The organism is Rhodoblastus acidophilus (genome assembly GCF_900187365.1).
GTDB lineage: Bacteria > Pseudomonadota > Alphaproteobacteria > Rhizobiales > Beijerinckiaceae > Rhodoblastus > Rhodoblastus acidophilus.
The window spans coordinates 73,898-93,008 of sequence record NZ_FYDG01000010.1 but is presented as its reverse complement, the minus strand read 5'-3'; the positions used below and the strand labels follow the sequence as shown (position 1 = coordinate 93,008).

At 67.8% G+C, this 19,111-nt stretch carries 19 protein-coding genes and 3 riboswitches; of the genes, 6 read left to right on the top strand and 13 right to left on the bottom strand.

What is annotated here, in order from left to right:
- Positions 1-22: 22 nt before the first annotated feature.
- Positions 23-1,102 carry a cobalt-precorrin-5B (C(1))-methyltransferase gene (locus tag CFB24_RS16500; RefSeq protein ID WP_088521733.1) on the top strand — a complete coding sequence of 360 codons (1,080 nt, stop codon included), beginning with the start codon at positions 23-25 and terminating at the stop codon, positions 1,100-1,102.
- Here CFB24_RS16500 and CFB24_RS16495 read toward each other — a convergent pair.
- The 5 genes from CFB24_RS16495 to bluB all read right to left on the bottom strand — a co-directional run bounded on the left by CFB24_RS16495 (position 1,099) and on the right by bluB (position 4,650).
- Positions 1,099-1,932: an energy-coupling factor ABC transporter ATP-binding protein gene (locus tag CFB24_RS16495; protein ID WP_088521732.1), complete on the bottom strand. Its 834-nt coding sequence runs from the start codon at positions 1,930-1,932 to the stop codon at positions 1,099-1,101. The genes CFB24_RS16500 and CFB24_RS16495 overlap by 4 nt on opposite strands.
- Complete coding sequence (gene cbiQ, locus CFB24_RS16490) at positions 1,929-2,657, bottom strand: cobalt ECF transporter T component CbiQ (protein WP_088521731.1); 729 nt, start codon at positions 2,655-2,657, stop codon at positions 1,929-1,931. The genes CFB24_RS16495 and cbiQ overlap by 4 nt, the downstream gene beginning before the upstream one ends.
- Positions 2,641-2,925, bottom strand: coding sequence for an energy-coupling factor ABC transporter substrate-binding protein (locus CFB24_RS16485; protein ID WP_088521730.1), 285 nt, complete (start codon positions 2,923-2,925; stop codon positions 2,641-2,643). Before CFB24_RS16485 ends, cbiQ begins: the two co-directional genes overlap by 17 nt.
- Positions 2,925-3,593 carry an energy-coupling factor ABC transporter permease gene (locus CFB24_RS16480; protein WP_088521774.1) on the bottom strand — a complete coding sequence of 223 codons (669 nt, stop codon included), beginning with the start codon at positions 3,591-3,593 and terminating at the stop codon, positions 2,925-2,927. The genes CFB24_RS16485 and CFB24_RS16480 overlap by 1 nt, the downstream gene beginning before the upstream one ends.
- Positions 3,594-3,635: 42 nt before the next feature.
- A riboswitch (cobalamin riboswitch) is annotated at positions 3,636-3,860 on the bottom strand.
- 46 nt (positions 3,861-3,906) lie between these two features.
- The gene (gene bluB / locus CFB24_RS16475; protein ID WP_088521729.1) at positions 3,907-4,650 is read right to left on the bottom strand and encodes a 5,6-dimethylbenzimidazole synthase; all 744 of its coding nucleotides are present in this window, start codon (positions 4,648-4,650) and stop codon (positions 3,907-3,909) included.
- 43 nt (positions 4,651-4,693) lie between these two features.
- Positions 4,694-4,898, bottom strand: a riboswitch (cobalamin riboswitch).
- 375 nt (positions 4,899-5,273) lie between these two features.
- Here bluB and CFB24_RS23145 point away from each other — a divergent pair.
- From CFB24_RS23145 to CFB24_RS16465, 3 genes are read left to right on the top strand one after another with little or no spacing between them, the layout of a single operon-like run.
- Positions 5,274-5,414 carry a hypothetical protein gene (locus CFB24_RS23145; RefSeq protein ID WP_158255226.1) on the top strand — a complete coding sequence of 47 codons (141 nt, stop codon included), beginning with the start codon at positions 5,274-5,276 and terminating at the stop codon, positions 5,412-5,414.
- A 30-nt stretch (positions 5,415-5,444) separates the two neighbouring features.
- Entirely contained in the window at positions 5,445-5,819 is a 375-nt protein-coding gene (locus tag CFB24_RS16470; RefSeq protein ID WP_088521728.1) for a response regulator, read from the top strand.
- Positions 5,820-5,821: 2 nt separating this feature from the next.
- Entirely contained in the window at positions 5,822-7,156 is a 1,335-nt protein-coding gene (locus CFB24_RS16465) for a methyl-accepting chemotaxis protein (RefSeq protein ID WP_210190743.1), read from the top strand.
- Positions 7,157-7,237: 81 nt separating this feature from the next.
- On the opposite strand, the gene CFB24_RS16460 is transcribed toward CFB24_RS16465, so the two are convergent.
- The 8 genes from CFB24_RS16460 to CFB24_RS16425 are packed head-to-tail and all read right to left on the bottom strand — an operon-like array spanning position 7,238 to position 16,360.
- Positions 7,238-7,483 carry a hypothetical protein gene (locus CFB24_RS16460; RefSeq protein WP_088521727.1) on the bottom strand — a complete coding sequence of 82 codons (246 nt, stop codon included), beginning with the start codon at positions 7,481-7,483 and terminating at the stop codon, positions 7,238-7,240.
- A complete protein-coding gene (locus tag CFB24_RS16455; RefSeq protein WP_088521726.1) occupies positions 7,483-9,879 on the bottom strand; it encodes a chemotaxis protein CheA in 2,397 nt (798 codons plus the stop codon). The genes CFB24_RS16460 and CFB24_RS16455 overlap by 1 nt, the downstream gene beginning before the upstream one ends.
- Positions 9,876-10,238 (bottom strand): response regulator, encoded by a 363-nt coding sequence (locus CFB24_RS16450; protein ID WP_088521725.1) that lies wholly within the window; start codon positions 10,236-10,238, stop codon positions 9,876-9,878. Before CFB24_RS16450 ends, CFB24_RS16455 begins: the two co-directional genes overlap by 4 nt.
- 10 nt (positions 10,239-10,248) lie before the next feature.
- Positions 10,249-11,115 (bottom strand): CheR family methyltransferase, encoded by an 867-nt coding sequence (locus CFB24_RS16445; RefSeq protein ID WP_088521724.1) that lies wholly within the window; start codon positions 11,113-11,115, stop codon positions 10,249-10,251.
- Entirely contained in the window at positions 11,112-11,723 is a 612-nt protein-coding gene (locus tag CFB24_RS16440) for a HEAT repeat domain-containing protein (protein WP_088521723.1), read from the bottom strand. The genes CFB24_RS16445 and CFB24_RS16440 overlap by 4 nt, the downstream gene beginning before the upstream one ends.
- Complete coding sequence (gene cheB, locus CFB24_RS16435; RefSeq protein ID WP_088521722.1) at positions 11,713-12,807, bottom strand: chemotaxis-specific protein-glutamate methyltransferase CheB; 1,095 nt, start codon at positions 12,805-12,807, stop codon at positions 11,713-11,715. The genes CFB24_RS16440 and cheB overlap by 11 nt, the downstream gene beginning before the upstream one ends.
- Positions 12,808-12,821: 14 nt before the next feature.
- The gene (locus tag CFB24_RS16430) at positions 12,822-14,399 is read right to left on the bottom strand and encodes a chemotaxis protein CheW (RefSeq protein ID WP_088521772.1); all 1,578 of its coding nucleotides are present in this window, start codon (positions 14,397-14,399) and stop codon (positions 12,822-12,824) included.
- Positions 14,400-14,440: 41 nt separating this feature from the next.
- A complete protein-coding gene (locus tag CFB24_RS16425) occupies positions 14,441-16,360 on the bottom strand; it encodes a methyl-accepting chemotaxis protein (RefSeq protein WP_088521721.1) in 1,920 nt (639 codons plus the stop codon).
- A gap of 229 nt (positions 16,361-16,589) precedes the next feature.
- On the opposite strand from CFB24_RS16425, the gene CFB24_RS16420 reads away from it, so the two are divergent.
- Both CFB24_RS16420 and CFB24_RS16415 read left to right on the top strand, forming a co-directional pair.
- On the top strand, positions 16,590-17,837 hold the full coding sequence (locus CFB24_RS16420) for a cyclic nucleotide-binding domain-containing protein (protein ID WP_206605464.1): 1,248 nt from the start codon (positions 16,590-16,592) through the stop codon (positions 17,835-17,837).
- Positions 17,838-17,905: 68 nt separating this feature from the next.
- Positions 17,906-18,035, top strand: a riboswitch (TPP riboswitch).
- A gap of 55 nt (positions 18,036-18,090) precedes the next feature.
- A complete protein-coding gene (locus tag CFB24_RS16415) occupies positions 18,091-19,110 on the top strand; it encodes an FAD-dependent oxidoreductase (RefSeq protein ID WP_088521771.1) in 1,020 nt (339 codons plus the stop codon).
- Position 19,111: the final 1 nt, after the last annotated feature.

Genomic DNA, 19,111 nt, shown 5'->3' with positions numbered 1-19,111 from the left:
GGCGCGCGGAGGAGCGACAGGCATGGACGAAGGCGCGACTTTGCGAAAAGGCTGGACGACGGGCGCCTGCGCGACCGCCGCCGCCCGCGCCGCTTTCGCGGGCCTGTGCGGCGCCGATTTTCCCGATCCGGTGACGATTCTCTTGCCGGGCGGCCAAACCCCGGCCTTCGCACTGGCCCTTACCGAGCGCGGCGAGGACTTCGTCCGCGTCGGCGTGGTCAAGGACGCCGGCGACGATCCCGACGTCACCCATGGCGCCACGATCATCGCCACCTTGCGCTGGAATCCGCCCGGCGCCGGCGTTTCTTTCGCGGCGGGCGCGGGGGTAGGCACGGTGACGCGGCCCGGCCTGCCGCTGCCGCCGGGCGAGCCCGCCATCAATCCCATGCCGCGCCAGATGATCCGAACCAATCTGGAGGCGGAAGCGGTTTCGCACGGCCGCGCCGCCGACGTCACCGTCGAAATTTCCATTCCCAACGGCGAAAAAATCGCGGAACGCACGCTCAACGGCCGTCTCGGCATTGTGGGCGGGCTGTCGATCCTCGGCACCACCGGCGTCGTCACGCCGTTTTCCTGCTCCGCCTGGATCGCCAGCATCCATCGCGGCGTCGACGTCGCCCGCGCCATGGGCCTGACGACCGTCGCGGGTTCGACCGGTTCCACCAGCGAGGCCGCCGTGCGGAAATTGCTGGGACTGCCGGAGGAAGCCCTGATCGACATGGGCGATTTCGTCGGCGGCATGTTGAAATATCTGCACAAGAACCCGGTCGCGCGCGTGGCCGTGGCCGGTGGCATGGCCAAAATGACCAAGCTGGCGCAAGGCCTGCTCGATCTTCATTCCAAGCGCGGTCAGGTCGATCTGGATTTTCTCGCGGGCTTCGCCGGCGCCGCCGCGCCGGAGATTCGCAACGCCAATTCCGCCAAACACGCGTTCGAGATCGCGGAACAGGCCGGGGTCGATCTGGCGGGGCCGGTCGCCGAAGCGGCCTGGCGCGTCGCCGCGCAAGTTTTGCGCACGCAAACCTGCGAGCTGGATCTGATTGTGTTCGACCGCGACGGCGGCCTTTTGGCGCGCACCGGATTTCGCGCCATCCCCCTCTAGGATCGCGCCAGCAAGGCCAGCAGGTCCTTTTCATCGCGCGGCAAAACGGCGTCGCGGGGGAGCGCGCCCTTGTCGCGCAGCGCCAGCGCCAGACGCGCCAGCAGCGGCGGCTGCAATTGCGCCCGCGCCAACAGGGCGGCGTTCGAGAGCGTCGCCGCCGCCTCGCCCTGCGCGATCACGCGGCCGTCGCAGAAAATCGCGGCTTCGTCGGCGAAAGTCCAGGCGAGATCGACGTCATGGGTGGTGAAAACCAGCGTGGCGCCCGCCTGCGACAGCCGCTTCAGCGCGTCGAGCAGCAGCGCGGCGCCTTGCCCGTCGAGGCCCGCCGTCGGCTCGTCGAGCAGCAGGATTTCCGGCCGCATCGCCAGCGCCCCGGCGATGGCGGCGCGCTTCTTCTGGCCGAACGACAGCATGTGGGTCGGACGCTCCGCCAGATCGGCGATGTCCATCGTCGCCAGCGCCTCGGCCACCCGCGCGCGCGCCTCGTCTTCGCGCAATCCCAGATTCAGCGGCCCGAACGACACGTCCTCCGCCACGCTGGCCGCGAACAGCTGGTCGTCGGCGTCCTGCAGCACCAGGCCGACGCGGCGCCGCCAGGCGATCAGGGCGTCGCGGCCATAGCCGACCGGCGTCCCGTCCAGCCGCAATTGGCCGGAGGACGGCCGCAACGTGCCGTTGAGATGCAGCAGCAGCGTGGTCTTGCCTGCGCCGTTGGGGCCGAGGATCGCCAGCTTGCGGCCGCGCGCCACCGACAAATCCAGCCCCGCCAGGGCGGGCACGCCGCCGGGATAGCGGTAAACGAGGCCGCGCGCCTCCAGCAGCGCGCTCACGCCAGAACTCCGAACAGCGCCGTCGCGCCGAGAACCGACGCCACCAGCGCCATCCCTCGCGCCGTCGGCCCGAGACGGTCGGACAGAACGCGCATGTCGCCATGCCAGCCGCGCGCGGCGAGGCCCAGTTCCAGCCGCCGCGCCCGGTCGAGCGCGCGCGGCAGCAGATTGGCGGCGAGCAGGCCGAGCGACCGCAGCCGCCGCGCCTTGGTGGCGTGACCGAGCCGCGCCGCCTGGGCGGCGTCCATCGCCAGCGCCGCATCGGCGAGAATGAACAGAAAGCGATACATCAACAAAGCCAGTTCGGTGATTTCCGTGGGAACGCCGATTTTTCGCGCGCCCGCCAGCATGTCGCTGGCCGGCGTGGTCAGGGCGAGAAACAGCAGGCAGGCGACGCCGGCGCCCGAGCGCGCCGCCAAGGCGCCGGCGGCGGCGAGCCCGCCCGGCGCCAGCCCGACGCCGTGCAAATCGACGCGAAACGCCACGGAGACGGCGCCGACCGCGAGAAAGCCCAGCGGCGCGGCGGCGCAAGCCAGCCAAAGTTTTGGTGATACGCGCGCGCCAAACAGCGCCGCCGCCGTCATGACGACGGCGACCAGCGCGGCCCCCGGCCATGGCTTCAACACCATGGTCAGCAGCAACATGCCCAGCGTGAGCGTCAATTTTTCGGCGAGCGGTTTGCCGCGCCAGCGGTTGAGATGCGCTTCCCTATCGATCGGCGACATGTTTCGCCGAGCGACGGCCGATCACATAGCCGAGCAGGCCGCCGCCCAGCGCCGCCTGCAAGGCGAACAGGCCGGTCGTGACTTCGTCGGACGGCGGCTTCCACAGCGGCTTGAACCAGGGCTCGTAGCCGGGGCGCGCTTCCGCAATCGCTTCGGCGCCGCGATCGTCGGCGCCCTTGAATTCGCTGGTTCCGCCGGGAAGGAAGAACGGCGCGGCGACGATGGCCAAGGCGGCGGCGACCAGCCAGAAGGAGCGGGAGCGCAACATCAGCGCGCCTCCCCGGCCAGAACAGCGATTTCGTCGGCGTGACCGGCGCGGCCGGACAGGGCGTTCATCACCACCACGGTCAGCAAGCCCTCGGCAATGGCCAGCGGCAGCTGCGTCACCGCGAAAATGCCGCCGAACTTGACGAGGGCGCCGGCATAGCCGGTCTCCGCGTCGGGATAGGCCAGCGCCAGCTGCACGGCGGTGGTGGCGTAGGTGGACAGGTCGCCCAGCGCGGCGGCGAAGAAGACCGCGAGCGCGATGGGCGCGCCCAGGCCGCGCAAGGCTTTCCACACCGCGTAGCTCGCCCAGGGGCCGACGATGGCCATGGAAAACACATTGGCGCCGAGCGTGGTCAGGCCGCCATGGGCCAGCAGCAGCGCCTGGAACAGCAGGACGATGGTCCCGAGCACGGCCATGACGGCGGGACCGAACACCACGGCGCCCAGGCCCACGCCGGTCGGATGCGAACACGAGCCGGTGACGCTGGGCATTTTTAGCGCCGACAGCACAAAGGCGAAGGCGCCGGACGCGGCGAGGTTGAGCCGGGCCTCCGGCCGCTCGCGCAAAATCCGGCGCAGGGAAACGCCGCCCGCGACGACAAAGGGCGCCGAAGCCGCGAACCAGCCGGCCGCGTGGCCGACGGGAAGAAAACCTTCCATAATATGCATGACCGCCTCCAAGACTGCGCCCCGGAGCGCCCCGTCCGGGTGATCTGCGCTGTTGCGACGGCAGGTCTCCTGGCTCGCGGGTCCAATCTCGGCAAACCTTCCCGGCGCAGGACCCCGGAGGCGGGGGGCGGGCGCCAGTGGCGGATCGCGGAACGATCCAGAACCGATTTCTCGCCGCTTACAGTTGCGGGGACAGCCGCGGATTTTCGCCGCGTTCCCTTTTCACCGGCGGGGTCGCCCGCCGGAACCATCGCTTCGTGCATAAACCGGGACGACGGTTCCGGCAAGCTGTGCTTTGGCCGGAGGGGCGAGGCTAGACGATCTCGCCGCCCGCCGCCGCCTTGGCTTCGAGATCGCGCAGGGCGCCCAGAAGCTCGGGCTCGGCGCCCTGCCGGCCCCAGGCGTCGAAATGCACCAGGGATTCCAGCGGCAGGCGCTCGCGCCAGCCGGCGGACTGCAACTCGGGCCGGGGATGATAAAACTTCACCTTGCCGACGCAGAGATAGGCGACGGGCACGATCTTGTCGGGAATGTTCAGCGCGCGCTGCACCACCGTATTGTCGAAAATGCTGACCCAGCCGACGCCCAGGCCTTCCGCCCGCGCCGCCAGCCAAAAATTCTGCACGGCGCAGACCGAGCTGAACAGGTCCATGGCGGGGATGTGGGTGCGCCCGATCACCACGGGGCCGGCGCGGTCGCGGTCGCAAGTGATGCAGATGTTGACCGGCGCCTCCAGGATCCCTTCGAGCTTGAGCGACCGATAGGTCTCGCGCTTTTCCTCGGGAAACATCAGCGCGGCCTCGGCATGGGCCTTGACGAAGGCGTCATGCACCTGCGTCTTGACCGCCCGGTCGCGGATGACGAGGAAACTCCAGGGCTGCATGAAGCCGACCGACGGCGCGTGATGCGCCGCGACCAGCAGGCGGCCGAGCGTCTCGTCGGAAACCGGGTCGGGCAGGAATTCGCCGCGGGTGTCGCGCCGGGTCATGATGGCGCGATAGACGCCGGCGCGTTCGGCGTCCGGCAGCGGCAGGGCGGGCACTTTAGACTGATCCATCGTCATTCCCCTTGATGGCGCCTCGCCGCGCCGTCCACGCGCGCCGAAACATCTCCCGCCGGCCGGTCTTCTGACTCGGGATCGTCCCGACGAAACGCCTTCCCAGCCCGCCGGCGCGCTTGTCCGCGCGGCCTTGGCCAGTGGCGCGATGTTCCGTCAGTCCCCCTTACAGCGCTGGGCGCGTCGCGGCCTCTCACCGCGTTCCCGATTCTCCCGCTTGCGCGGGCTCCGGCAGGTGGGGTCCTCCTAGCAAGATTTCACGCCTCCGCCAATGCGGCGTCGCGGTCATCGCCCGGACAATGCGATCGCGCCAGCGCCACGAGAGTCTTGACGCTGAGTTGCGCCAGATGCGAAACGAAGCAACGCCTGCGGCCATTGGCCGCGCGCGGCGGTCTTGCCAAATGCGGAGGGCGCGGGCGTTGACGTCCGCGCGGCGCGCCAGGGCCGCGACCCGGTATTCCGGCGTCGGCCGATGGTCGATGTCTTTCGCGCGGCTCGTCGAACGCGTTCCGATACATAGTCAGAACTTGCGTAATCTACCATCAGGGATTGCGTTGCGGCGGCTTCCGCGCCGAAAAGCGCGCGCAGCGTTAAGGCGCATCAGCGGTTTCATGATATTTTTCATGAAGATCGACCTGCGCGAGTCATGTTCAGAACTTATTCACCGCACGCCTGTACAACTCTTGATTGTTGAATTCCTTGGCGCCATCACGGAGCTTCGCTGTCCGGCGATCGCGACCGGAAGACCATCGGCGGCCCCCTGAGACAGCGCCTCAAGAGTCATGGATCTCCCTATGTCCGCAACCGCTTTGATTGTTGACGATTCCCCGACCATGCTGATGAGCATTGGCGGCATGTTGAGCAAGGCCGGCCTCACGGTGGAGCAGGCGAGCAGCGGGGAGGAGGCGCTAGGCAAGCTGCGCGCGGGCCTCAAGCCGCGCCTGATGATCACCGATCTCAACATGGGCCAGATGAACGGCATCGAACTGATACGCGAGGCGCGCAAGACGCCCGGCATGATGTTCACGCCCATCCTCATGCTGACCACCGAATCCGAACACGCGAAGCGCCAGGAGGCCAAATCCGCCGGCGCCACGGGATGGCTGGTCAAGCCGGTCAATCCCGCCAGTCTGTTGAAGCTGGTCGATCAGTTCGTGCCGGGCCGGTGATCATGCCGCTTTCCACAGAAACAGCGCCCATCGCGTTGGGCGCCATCGAGCCAAGACTTGTTGAGCCAAGACTTGTCGAGCCAGGCCCCGCCTGGCTCAAACCGCTCGCCTTTGTCGCCGCGCCTGTTCTCAGCGCGGTCAGCGCGGCGGCTCTTGGCGGTTCGCCGGGCGCCATCGCGCTGACCGCGTTGGAGGTTCTCGGGGGCATGGCGCTCGCCGCCTTTTTCTGCGCGCGCGGCGCGCCGGCGCATGCCGCCAATCCTTCGGCCGCGCCGGCGCCCGAGCCCGAACGGCCTCCCGCCCCGCCCTGCGGGGAGATCATGTGCGTCGTCGCGGATAAATGCGCGACCAGGCCGCCGCACACCGGACCCTGCCCCGAACTGATCGGGGGCCACTGCCACGAACTGGTCGCGCATCTCGAAACCTATGACCAAATGTTGCTGCGCGCGACCGCCGACAATCTCGCGGTGATCGACGAGACCGAAAAGGCCGCGGGCATCATCATTTCCCGACTCGGCGACATCGACGGCGCGATCTCCACCCTGTTGCAGGCGCTCGCCGGCGACGCCCAAGGGCATGGCAACGAGATCGAGGCGCTGGCGCAACACGCCCGCGCAAGCATCGTCAATAATGTCAAGATGATCGCGCAGGTGATCGAGAAGCGGGACGCCGAGATCCAGCGGGGCTTCGACCGGCTGGCCGAAATCGAAGCGATCAGCCAGCATCTTCAGGGCAGCATTTCCGGCCTGCGCGACATCGCGCGGCAAACCAATCTGCTCGCGCTCAACGCTTCGATCGAGGCCGCGCGCGCCGGCGCCGCCGGCGCCGGCTTTTCCGTCGTCGCGGCCGAGGTCAAGCGTCTCGCCGAGGGATCGGACCGGATGGCCATGCAGGTCGGTCAAAACATCGAGGAATTGCGCGGCGCCATTCGCCAGAGCATGGAGAGCCTGGTCGGCCAGCGCGCCGAGGCCGAACGCGTCGATCTGGTCAAGATCGGCGACGACGTCTGCAACCTCACAGAGGACATGCGCGCCATCGTCGCCACGCAACAGGGGCGGTTGGCGCGGGTCGCGAGCGAGAATGCGCGCATTTCCGACAATCTCGTCGATCTGATCGGCGCCGTGCAATTCCAGGATGTCGCCAAGCAGCGGCTCACCCATTTGGACAAGATTTTCGACGAGGCGCGCGGCTCGCTCCATGGTCTCGCCGACGCCTTGAAAAGCTCCGGCGCCCCGACAATTCCTCCCTCGCTAAAACTGCGGCAAGCCGTCGAGTCCGAGGGGCCGACCGGTCGCGGGGGGGCCGAGCGCGGCGAATTGGCCATAGAGTTGTTCTGAATCGCGTTGTTCTGACCGGCGCCGCTTCCATCGAACGCGCGCCCAGGTCTTTGGCGAGATCGACGCTGGCGCGGCGCGCGTTCAATCCGTGACGCCGCCGGTCGCCTTGCGCAGCAAATGCGTGAGATGAGCCTCCTGCGGCCAGCCGGAAATTTTGGGGCGCGCCGCCGCGATCAGTTGAAACAGCGCCGAATGCATCACGCCGCACTCGCTCAGATCCAGCTCGGGCATCGGCTCGACGGCGAGCCGCTCGGCCAATTCCACGGCCTCCTCGATCGCGCAATGATCGACGAAGCGGACGATCCCGTCTTCATACCGGATCGGCATCACAGCAACTCCTTGAGGTCGAGCACCAGCAGCACGCGGCCGTCGCCGAGCAGGGTGGTGCCGGAGAAGCCCCGCGCGCCCGCCACAATGCCCTCCATCGGCTTGAGCACGACGTCCATGCCAATGCGGAAATCGTCGATCACCATGCCCAGCATCCGCCCTTTCACCCGGCACACCAGCACGGCTTCCGGCTCGTCCTCGGCCTTGGCCCGCGCCGGCTGCCCCAGCAGATCGGCGAGGCGGGCCAGCGGAATCAGCTGGTCGCGCAAGATGAAGGCCTCGCTTTGCTTGACCCTGTGGATGCGCGCCCGGTCGATCCGCACGGTCTCGACGATCATGTCCATCGGCACGCCATATTCGCCGCCGGCGCCGTCGATGATCATGATCCGCGTCACCGCCATGCTCAACGGCAGGATCAGGCGCGTCAACGTCCCCTTGCCGGGCGTCGAGGCGACGTGAACGCGCCCGCCGAACCCCTCGATGGTCGTGCGCACCACATCCATGCCGACGCCGCGCCCGGACAGGTCGGACACCTGCTGCGCGGTGGAAAAGCCTGGCGCGAAGATCAGGTTGACCGAATCGGCGTCGCTCAGCTGCGCCGCCCGCTCCGGCGTGATCACGCCCTTTTCGATCGCCGCGGCGCGGATGCGGGCGGGATCGACGCCGCGCCCGTCATCCTCGACTTCGATAATAACGCTGTCAGCCTCCTGATAGGCGCGCAGCGCCAGCGCGGCGACCGCCGGCTTTTGCGCGGCGCGGCGCTCCTCGGCGGATTCGACGCCGTGATCGAGCGAATTGCGCACGATATGCAGCAGGGGATCGCCGAGCGCCTCGATAATGGTCTTGTCGGCGGCGGTGTCTTCCCCTTCCACGGCGAGTTCAACCTCCTTGCCGAGCCGGCGCGCCACATCGCGCACCAGCCGGGGAAAGCGGTCGAACACGTCGCTCACCGGCAGCATCCGCACGGCCATGATCGCGGCCTGCATCTCCTGCGCGAGACGGTCGATGATCGCGTACTGGTCCTTGATCTCGCGCGACATCTCGCGCGAGCCGTACACGTCCTCCGCGCGCTTGGCGAGGAAGGGCAGGCTGTTCTTGGACACGATCATCTCGCCGATGAGATTCATCAGCAGGTCGATCTTGCCCTGGTCGACGCGCAGGGTCTTTTTCGGTTCGTGTTTCGCGGTCTCGCGCTTGTCCGCCGGCGCCGCCCCGGCGGCGGTTTGCGGCGGCGGTTCGTGACGCGGCGCGTTCGGCGCGGCGGGCGCCGGGGCGGGCGCAGCCGGCGCGGCGGCGGGCTGGGCGGTCTGGTCGAAGGTTGCGAGATCCGCGTCGATCTGTCGGAGCAGGGCGAGGGCGGGCGCCGTCGAGGCCTGCGCATTGGCTTCGTTGGCCGCCGCGATCGCCGCGCCGGCCCAGTCGAGCCGGCGCAAGGAGGCGGCGAGCCGGGCGACGGCGCTGGCGGCGGCGGAAACGCCCTCGGCCGCATAGTCGGCGCCGGACAGGGCGCGGATCTGGTTGGCGACGATGGTCCGCGCCAGCGCGACATGGCGCGGCGCGGTCGCAGCCGGCCCGGCTTCCGCCGCCGGCCCGGCCTCCGCCGTCTCTGCGGCCAGATGCTCGGGGCGCAGGGCGCACAGCGTCACCAACTCCATTTCGTAACGCAGATGCGCCGCGACCTCGTCCTCGCTTTCGCCGGCCAGCGCGGTGAACACCATGTCGCATTGATAGGGTTCGAACTCGGCGAGCGGCTTGCGCGGTTGCGCCGGCTGCTGCTCCACCGCGATCAGGCGCGGCGTGTTGAGGACGAGGTTGAGCGGATCGGAGCCGCAGAAAAAGGCGTTGGCCGCCGGCGCGTAACGGATCAGGGTGACGGGCCGGCCTTTTTCCAGCGCCGCGCGCGCATCCGCCAGCGCCTCGGCCTCGAACAGCGCCAGCCATTTGGCGCGGGCGGAAGGATCGACCGCGGTCGCCGCCGGGGTTTGCGGGGCGGCGTCGCCGCTGTTCTCCACGGCGAGATGCCCGCGCAACAGCCGCGACAATGTGCCCGAAACCTTGTCGGCGTCGGGCGGCAGGACCTCGGTCTCCTCCATATAGCCGATCCAGGCGCCGACCTGGTCGAAGGCGGCGAACAGGTCGTCGACGATGTCGGGATTGAGCGCGAGCTTGTCCGCCCGCACGGCGCCGAGCAGATCCTCTGCGACATGAATCAGCTTGGTCAGCGCCGGCGCGTCGAACAGGCCCGACGAGCCTTTCAGCGTATGAACGGCGCGAAAGACTTCATTGACGGTCCTGGCGTCGTCCGGCGCCTTCTCCAGCGCCAGCAGGCCGGACGACGAGGATTCCAGCAGATCGCGCGCTTCGGGAATGAAGCGGGCGAGCAGGGGATTGGTCATAGCGCCGCTCCGGTCAGCAGCCGGGCCAGGGTGGCGAGATCGTCCGAGGCGGCGGGCTTGTAAATGTGATAGTCCGAGCCGCGCGGTCCCGAGGCGGGGTTGGGCGGTTCGGCGCTGATGGTCAGGATCGGCAGGGTCGCGAGTTCGGGATCGCGCCGCAGCGTTTCGATCATGGCGTAGCCGTCCATCTTCGGCATGTTGACGTCGACGATGGCGAGGTCGAAAGCTCCGCTCATGGCGCGCTCCAGACCCTCCAGTCCGTTGACCGCCTCGTCCACGCCGAAGCCCGCCCCTTCGAGCACGGAGCGGTAATAGGCGCGGGTGGTGACGCTGTCTTCGACGACAAGAACCCGTTTCATCTGCGGCCCCTCATGGTCTCAAGGGTTTTTGGTGAACGATGGTCCCGGCGATCTTGCGCGGCAGGAACAGCGACGACATGCGGCTCATGCTCTCGGAATGGCCGAGACAGATGAAACCGCCGGGGGCCATGCTCTCGTAAAGCAGCTCCACCGCCTCGCGCCGCGAGGTGTCGTCGAAATAAATCAGCAGATTGCGGCAGAACGCCACATCGACCGCGCGCATCCCGCTCATGGCGACGCGGTCGACGATGTTGATGCTGAAAAAGTCGATGGACTCGCGCAATTCGTCGCAGATCTGGAAGTCGGCGCCGAGCGGGCGAAAATATTTGCGCCGCAATTGTGGCGAGACGCGATGCAGCGAGCGTTCGGAATAGCGTCCCTTGCGCGCCTGGGCGAGTACGGCGGAGTCGATATCGGAGCCGCTGATTTCGATGGCGTAGTCGTCGGACTGCCGCCATTTCTCCAGGATATGGATGGCGATCGAGTACGGCTCCTCGCCGGTCGAGCAGGGCATGGACCAGATGCGGATCGTGCTCCCCGGCCGGCGATCTCTGGCGATCTCCGGCAGTATGCCGTCGACCAGCGCATCGAACTGGTAGTCCTCGCGCAGGAAATAGGTTTCGTTGACGGTGAGCAGGTTGACGAGCTGCTGCAGCTCGACGCCGTTGAGGTCGAAGCGCAGCATCGAGAAGTAATCTCGGAACGAGGTCGCGGCGCGCGCGCCCATCCGCTCCTGCAGGCGGCGCTTGACGAAATAAGCCTTCTTCTCGTTGAAGCTGATTCCCGTCTTTTGATAGAAAAAGTCGCAAAAGCGCGCGTATTCGTCCGTCGTGAGGTCGTGGGAAACGGGCGCGCCCGGCCGCTCGGCGGGGATCATCTCGTGTCTCCGAAACCCCGCAACAAGGATCGCACCACGAACTGCGCCTGTTCCACATGGGGGAAGCGGGCGGCGAATTGCGTCAGCCGGCCCACACTGCGGAAATCGTCGGAGTGGGTGAGGCCGTCCACCGCCGCGAGGCAGATGTTCACGTCGCTTTCCTTCAGCAGCACCTGTTCCAGCAGGTCCACCGCGTGGGAATGCGGAATTTCGCTCAACACGTTGACGGCGAGCAGCCGCGCCTTTGCATTGGGCGAGGCGAGCATGGTCTGCATTTTTTCGATGGATTCCGCCGGCATGGCCCAGAGCGCCTCCATCACCTCGTTGCGCAGGGCGGCGCCGCCCTTGTCGAAGATCGAGGTCAGCAGATCCGCGATATGGGTGGATTTCTGGCCGATGAGATTGCTCAACAGAGCGGCGCGCACATCGCGTTCCGTCTCGACCGCCAAGCGGCGGCACAGGGCGTCCACCGCGTCGGGGCGACCGCGCAACGTCTGCGCGGCGTGACGGCGCAGGGCGGGGTCGGCGGCGTCGAGATCGCGAATCGCCTGCGGCTCGTCGAAATCCGCCGCAGCCGGTTCGGCCGAGGCGGCGCGCTTAACCAGCATTCCGTCCTCCCTGCTTGAACGCGCCATGGACGCGCAGCCAGATGCACAATTGCTCGGCCACATCCTCGTCGGACAGGACGACTTCCGCGCCCTTGCGCGCGATCAGGTCGGCGGGCATGCCGAACACCACGGACGTCTCCTCATCCTGAGCGATGGTGTGGCCGCCGCGCTCGCGCAGCTTGGCCATGGCCTCGGCGCCGTCATTGCCCATGCCGGTGAGCAGGACGCCGATCAATTGCTGCGCCGGGAGTTGCGACAACGCGCTCTCCACCATGCGCGCGACGCTGGGATGCCACAGATAATCCGCCCCCGCCGGCATGGGCATGGCCAGCAGCTTGCCGCCGCGCCGGGTGAAGACGAGATCGCCGTCGCCGCGCGCGATATAGATGCGCCCGGCCTCGACGGGAGTCTGCTGACAGACCTCGATCACTTCGAGTTCGCAGGCGCCGTTGAGCCGGCGGGCGAACACGCCGGTGAAATTGCCGGGCATATGCTGGGCGACCACCACCGGCCACGGCAGGTTTCGCGGCAAGTACGGCAGGATGTGCTCCAGCGTGGTCGGGCCGCCGGTGGAGACGCCGATCAGCACCATGCCGAACGGCCCCAGGCTGCGCGGGATGGGCGGCGGAGCCTCCTGCGCGCGCCGGCGCTGTTCGGTCAGGCGCTGGCGCAGGTTGACGCTGCGGCGCAATTTGGCCTTGGCCGCCGCCTTCACCTTGGCGATCAGCGTTTCCTCGATCTGGGAAATGGTCAGCGAAATCGTGCCGCTCGGCTTGCGCACGAAATCGACGGCGCCGAGCGCCAGCGCCTCGAACGTCGCCTCGGCGCCCTCCGCGGTGATCGAGGAGACCATGACGACCGGCATGGGCTTGTGGGCCATGATCCGCGACAGGCAGGTCAGGCCGTCCATTTCCGGCATGTTGACGTCGAGCGTCACCACGTCGAACGACTCGCGCTCGATCATGTCGAGCGCCTCGACGCCATTGCGCGCCGTCGCGGTTTCAAAGCCGCGCTCCTGCGACAGCAGACTGGTCAGATGCCGCCGCATCAGCGCGGAATCATCGACGATCAACACCCGGATCATGCGCGCCCCTCGGTTCAAGCCGCGGCGGTCTCGCCGCCGCCTTCCACTGCTTGCCGGATGTCGCGGCTCTCCTCCGCCTTGAGCAATTGCAGCACGTCGAGCAGCAGGATCAGCCGCTTTTCCGCGTCGAGATTGGCGACGCGGCGGATGATGGCCTTCTGCTCGCCGGAGAGATCCGGCGCGGGGCCGATGGCGCCGACGGGGATGCGGCGCACTTCCGAGACGTGATCGACGATGAAGCCGGTGCGCGCGCCCCGGATGGTGAAAACCATGATGCGCTGGCGGTCGTTGCGCTCGAGCGCCTCCAGCCGGAAGCGCTTGCGCTGGTCGACCACCGGCAGCACGGCGCCGCGCAGGTTGATCACGCCTTCAATGAAGTCAGGCGTGTTGGGAATGCGCGTCAGCTCCGAGGGCACGCGGACGATTTCCTGCACCGCGTCGATGGGGACGCCATATTCCTCGCCCATCAGCCGGAACAGCACAAACTGTTCGTCGTCGTCGAGCGTCGCCGCCCGGTCGTCGCGTTCCGCCTCAGCCATATGCGCCTCGTTCCGCCCGGCGATCCGCCGCAATTCGTTTTCGTCGAACATCGCCTCCGCCGCGAGGATCGACACCAGGCGCCGCCCCTCGTTGAGACGGCAAATCGCGGAAATCTCGCCGCGATCTCCCGCACGCAGCAGATCCGGCACCGGCTCGAGGCTGGCGCGGGCGACGCGCAGGACTTCCTTGGCGCTGTCCATCACCACGCCGACGCCCGACCCTTCGCCAAGCGACACCACCACGACCTTGTTGCTTTCGGTCAGTTCGGTCGCGGGCATGCCGAACAGCAGGCGCAGCGACACCAGCGGCAGCAGGCGCTGGCGCAGGGTGATGACGCCGAGCACATGGGGCGGGGCGTTGGGCACTTCGGTGATGGCGCTGGGCAGCTGGACGATTTCCTGCACCCGTTCGATCGGGAAGGCGTATTCCTGGCCGGCGACCTCGAAACTGACCAGCTGGGTCTCGTCGCCAGCTTCGGCGGCTTTCTCCTGCGCGGTTTCGGCGCCGGCGAGGCGCTCTGCGGTCTTGCCGGCTTCTTTAAACTGGCCGTCGCCGCCGAATTCGCGGCGGAAAATACGCTGGCAATCGAGGATCATCACCACCGAGCGCCCGTCGGCGTCGCGGATCAGCCCCTCCAGAACCTCGGCGTCGAGCGCGGAGCGGATGGACGAGGCCGGCTCGATGCGCTCCTGCTCGATGGTGACCACATTGGCCATGCGATCGACCACCAGGCCCACCGGGCGGCCGTAATCGAGCACGACGACGCGTGTGGCGTCATCGGCCGGGTGATCGGGGAAATTGAAGGCGCGGCGCAGGCTGACGACGGGCAGCACCACGCCGCGCAGATTGGCCAGCCCTTCGAGCGAGGCCGGACACAGCGGCATCCGCACCACCTGCGGCGCTCGGATGATCTCCTGCACTTCCGACAGTCCGACGGCGAAACGCTCGCCCCCGATGTGGAAGATGACGAACTGGCGAGCGTCCTCGGCGGCGGTTTCCTCGCCGCCGAATTCGGCTCTGAGCGTTTCGAGCGCCTGGGCGACTGTGGACATGTCCATTCTCCTCCTGGACGAAAAGGCGGGGAGCGGACGGGTCAGGCCGATTGCAACTCATCGGCGAGCGAAGCGATTTCCTCGATGGCGGCGGCGAGCTGTTCGGCGCCCTTGCTTTGCTGGTGCGCGGCGGTGGAGGCTTCGCCCGTGGCCTTGGTGGCCTGTTGGGCGGCGGCGGCGATTTCCTCGACGCCGGACTGCACCTGCTTGACCATCTGGGCGATATCGCCCGAGCCCTTCAGGATTTCCTCGTTGTCGCCCAGCACTTCCTTCATGTCGCGGGCGATGCCATCGAGAGCGACGGAGATGCGGCGGTTCTTCTCCATTTCGATCCCGGCGGTCTCGGTGATCTCGCCGAGATCAAGGCGCACGGCTGCGATCGTGTCCTGAATGGCCTTGACCGTATCCTTGATGCGGTCGGCGTTTTCGGCGGAGTCGCGGGCGAGGTTGCGGATGTCGGTGGAGACCACCGCGAATCCCTTGCCGAATTCGCCGGCGCGCGCCGCTTCCACCGAGCCGTTGACCGCGAGCATGCTGGTCTGGATCGAGACGGTGGTGATGGCGTCGACGATCTTGTCGATGCGGCGGCTGACCTGCTCCAGCGCGGCGATCTGGTCGCGGCTGGCGCGGGCGGACTCGACCGAAGCGCGCACGCCCTCGATCAGCGCGTCCACGGCGGCCTTGTTGGACGCCAGCAGATCGGCGATGGCGCGGCTGCGTTCGACCGAATTCTGCGCATTGTTCTGGGCGATCAGCACGCCCTTCTCGATCTGCGCCATGGCGGCGGCCGATTCCTGCGAGGCCGCGGCCTGCTGGGCGGCGCCGCGGCTGATCTGCTCCAGCGCGGTCATGATCTGCGACGAAGCGCGGTTGATCTCCTCCACGGCGCTCGACAGCTCCTCGGCGGCGGAGGCGACCTCCTCGGCGCTCTTGCCGATATTGGTGCTGTTCTTCAGCTCCTCGGACAGTTCCGCCAGTTCGGAGGCGGCCTGTTCGCTCTGGTTGAGCGCCTGGCTCTGCTGCACGATGGTCTTGGTCGCTTCCTCGCAGGCCGCGCCCTGTTCCTCGGCGGCGGCGGCGATCACTTCCGAGCCCTTCTGCGCCTCGACGGCGGCGAGATTGGATTCCTCGTTGGCGCGGGCGATGTCGCGGCAGGAGGCGACCACGGCCATGGCGTCAACGCGGATCTTTTCCAGCCCTTCGATCACGTCCTTGCCCTTGCGCCCTTCCTCGCGCACGGCGGCGGCGGAACTGCCGATGCCGTTGGCGATGGAGGCGACGTCTTTCTGGATCTGGGCGATCAGATCCTGGATGTCGCGCGCCGATTTTTCGCTGGTCTCGGCCAGCGTGCGCACCTCGTCGGCGACCACGGCGAAGCCTTTGCCGTGCTGGCCGGCGCGGGCGGCCTCGATGGCCGCGTTCAACGCCAGCAGATTGGTCTGGTCGGCGATCCGGGCGACGGCCTTGACCACTTCGCCGATGGCGGCGGCCTGGCGATCCAGCTCCTGCACGATCTGGACGGAGGCGTCCTGGCGTTCCGAGGCGCGGCCGATGGCGTCGATCGACAAGGTGATCTGGCCGGAGACGTCGACGATGGTGGTCGCGAGCGTTTCGGTGCGGGCGATGGCGCGGTCGGCGCTTTCCTTGGCCTTTGCGATCAGGCCGGCGCCGTGGGTCACCGCCTTCAGCGAACGCTGGGCGGCGGCGGCGGCCTGCTCCGCGCCGACAGCGATCTCTTCGGCGGCCGCCCGCAATTCTTCGACGGCGGAGGTCGCCTCGGTTATGCCCGAGGACAATTCGGTCGTGGCGGCGGCGATGCGCTCGGCGGCCATCTGCTGGCGGGCGAAGGTTCGCGCCTTACGCTTCTGCGCGTCGGCGGTCAGACGGTTGTTGCGGCCGCCCGCTTCGGCGTCGTCGTGATCACCGATGGACGAATTAACGAATTTTTTGGCGAGCGCCATGGGATCCCCCGGCAGGCCTGAATCGGCGCTCGAACTGTCGCGGTTCTGGCTTGTGCGAGGCTGGAAACGCCCCATGCGCGTTCGCGTCGGCCGGGATTTCGGCGCCTACGCCCTTATTTGACCATAGTCAAATAGAATACCGGCTGAAACGTGATAATTTCCATCAAGATATATAGGGAATGGCGTTAAAATGGGCCAGAAAGAGACGGGCGCCTTATTGCGCTCTCCGATGTTTCAAATGGTCGGGGCCGGCCTGAACGACCTGCTGGCCGAACGCGGCGACGCCCGCGACTACCGGCGCGGCGAGATGGTGTTCTGGCAGGGCGAGCCCGCGGAGTCGCTGCTGGCCGTGGTTTCGGGCTGCATCAAGCTGTGCCGCGAGACCGGCGGCCATGAGCACGAGGTCATCGGCGTCCTCACCCCCGGTCAGATCTATTTTGAATCCTCGATGTTCAGCCGCGGGCGCCATCACGTGATCGCGGAAGCGGTGTCCACCGCGCGCGTCATCCGGCTCGACGCGGCGGTTTTACGCGCGGCCATCGTCGAACGGCCGGGCTTGGCCTTTGAACTGATGCGGCTGTCCTCGCTCGCCAACCAGCGGCTGGTCGAGCAGATCGAGCAGCTGAAAACCCGCTCCGTGCCGCAACGCATCGGCGCGTTCCTGCTGGGGCAGGCGGAGCGCGCCGGCGACGCCTCCGCCTTCACGCTGCCGTTCAGCAAGACGCTGATCGCCCGCTTCGTCGGCGCGAAGCTGGAGAGTTTTTCGCGCGCGCTCGCGCCCTTGGCGGAGCAGGGCGTCGAGATCGCCAACGACCGGGTGACGATCGCCGATATCGAGCGTCTCGCCCGGTTCGTCGACGGGGCCGCCGGCGACAAGCCGCACGATCGGCGCCCGATCCTCAGCCGGTTCGCCTCGATGGGCAAGCGCCAGAAATTCAACGATGGCCTGGTGCGGTCCTGGCGCAAGGCGCAAAGCGACGGCGCGCCGATTTCCCTGTTGCTGATCGACGTCGGCCAGACCCGGTCCAATCCCAACGATCGCGGCCTGCTCGCCGCCGTCGGCGACAATATCGCCCGCGAGGCCGACCGCCACGGCCGCTTCATGGTGCATTACGACGACGATATCTTCGCGCTGGCCGCGCCGAAAACCGACGACGGCGACGCCATGCGCCTGGCCGCGCGGCTGGCGGGCCAGCTCGAAGCCGACGCCAGCCGCCTCGCCGCGCAGGCCTCGGTGGTGGCGGCCATCGGCGCGGCGACGCTCGTTCCCACCGAGCAGGATCATATCGAAAAGATCGTCTGCTACGCGGATATCGCCCTCTATCGCGCCAAAACGCTCGGACGCGGACAGATCTGCAGCTTCGAGGACGACGCCTCCTGCGCGACCGCGCGGAAAAGCCCGTCGGGCGGCCTGCGCATTCCCGTGATCGAATCGTCCGATTGCGCGAACTGCCGCAAGGATGCGCCCTGCGGCTGATCGCGGCTTTTTGTCGCGGCCTCCGACGCGCCGCGCGCTTGACGCGGCGGGCCGCGCGGCGGAAGTCTGGAATCGCCAGGGAGAGCTTCGGCAAGAAGCTGAGAGGCCGCTGGCGCGAATGTCCGCATTCGCGCGGCGCGGCGATCCCCACAACCTGATCCGGGTCATGCCGGCGGAGGGATGGCGGTCGCATCTCTATTCTGCGCCCGGAATCCGTCCGCCGTCCCCGCCCGGGGCGATGATGGAGGCGCGGATGCGCATTAGGGTGATTGGAGCGGGCGTCGCGGGTTTGACGGCGGCCTATGAATTGGCGCGGCGCGGCGCCGAGGTCGAAATCGTCGAGCGCGAGGAGGGGCCGGGACGCGGCTGCTCCTGGTACGCCGGCGGCATGGTCGCGCCCTGGTGCGAGCTGGATTCGGCGGAGCCGCTGGTCGCGCGCCTCGGCATGGAGGCTCTGGTTTACTGGACGACCACAGTGCCGGTGGCGGAAACGCGCGGCAGCCTGGTGGTGGCCACCCCGCGCGACCAGATGGAGCTGCGCATGTTCGCCCGCCGCACCTCGGAATTCGAGGAAGTCGGCGGCAATCGCCTGGCCGAGCTCGAACCCGATCTCGCCGGCCGTTTCGCCCGCGCCCTGTTCTTCCCCAAGGAGGCGCATCTCGATCCGCGCGTCGCGCTCGAAACCGTCTCCCGGCGCCTCGCGGCCATGTCCAACGTCCGCTTCCGCTTCGGCGTCGACGCCAACGACGTCGAGGGCGAGGCCGACTGGACCATCGATTGCCGCGGCTATTCCGCCCGCGACAAGCTTGCCGGCCTGCGCGGCGTCAAGGGCGAAATGATGGTGCTGAACACCGGCGACATCGCGCTGTCGCGCCCGATCCGCCTGCTGCACCCGCGCCATCCCGTCTATGTCGTGCCGCGGCAGGATCAACGCTACATGATCGGCGCCACCCAGATCGAGAACGAGGAGCGGGCCCGCGTCACCGCCCGGTCCCTCGTCGATCTGGTCAACGCCGCCCACGCCATTCACCCGGCGCTGGCGGAAGCCGAAATCACGGAAATGGGCGCGGATCTCCGGCCGGCGTTCCACGACAACCTGCCGCGCATCATCGTCGAGGGCCGGACCATTTTCATCAATGGTCTGTTCCGGCACGGCTTCCTGCTGGCGCCCTCGCTGGCGCGCCGCGCCGCCGATTTCGTGTTCGGCGGCGCGATCGCCGGCGAAGTGATGCGCACGGAGACCTCGCGGCTCGAACTGGCGGCGTCGTTCTGAG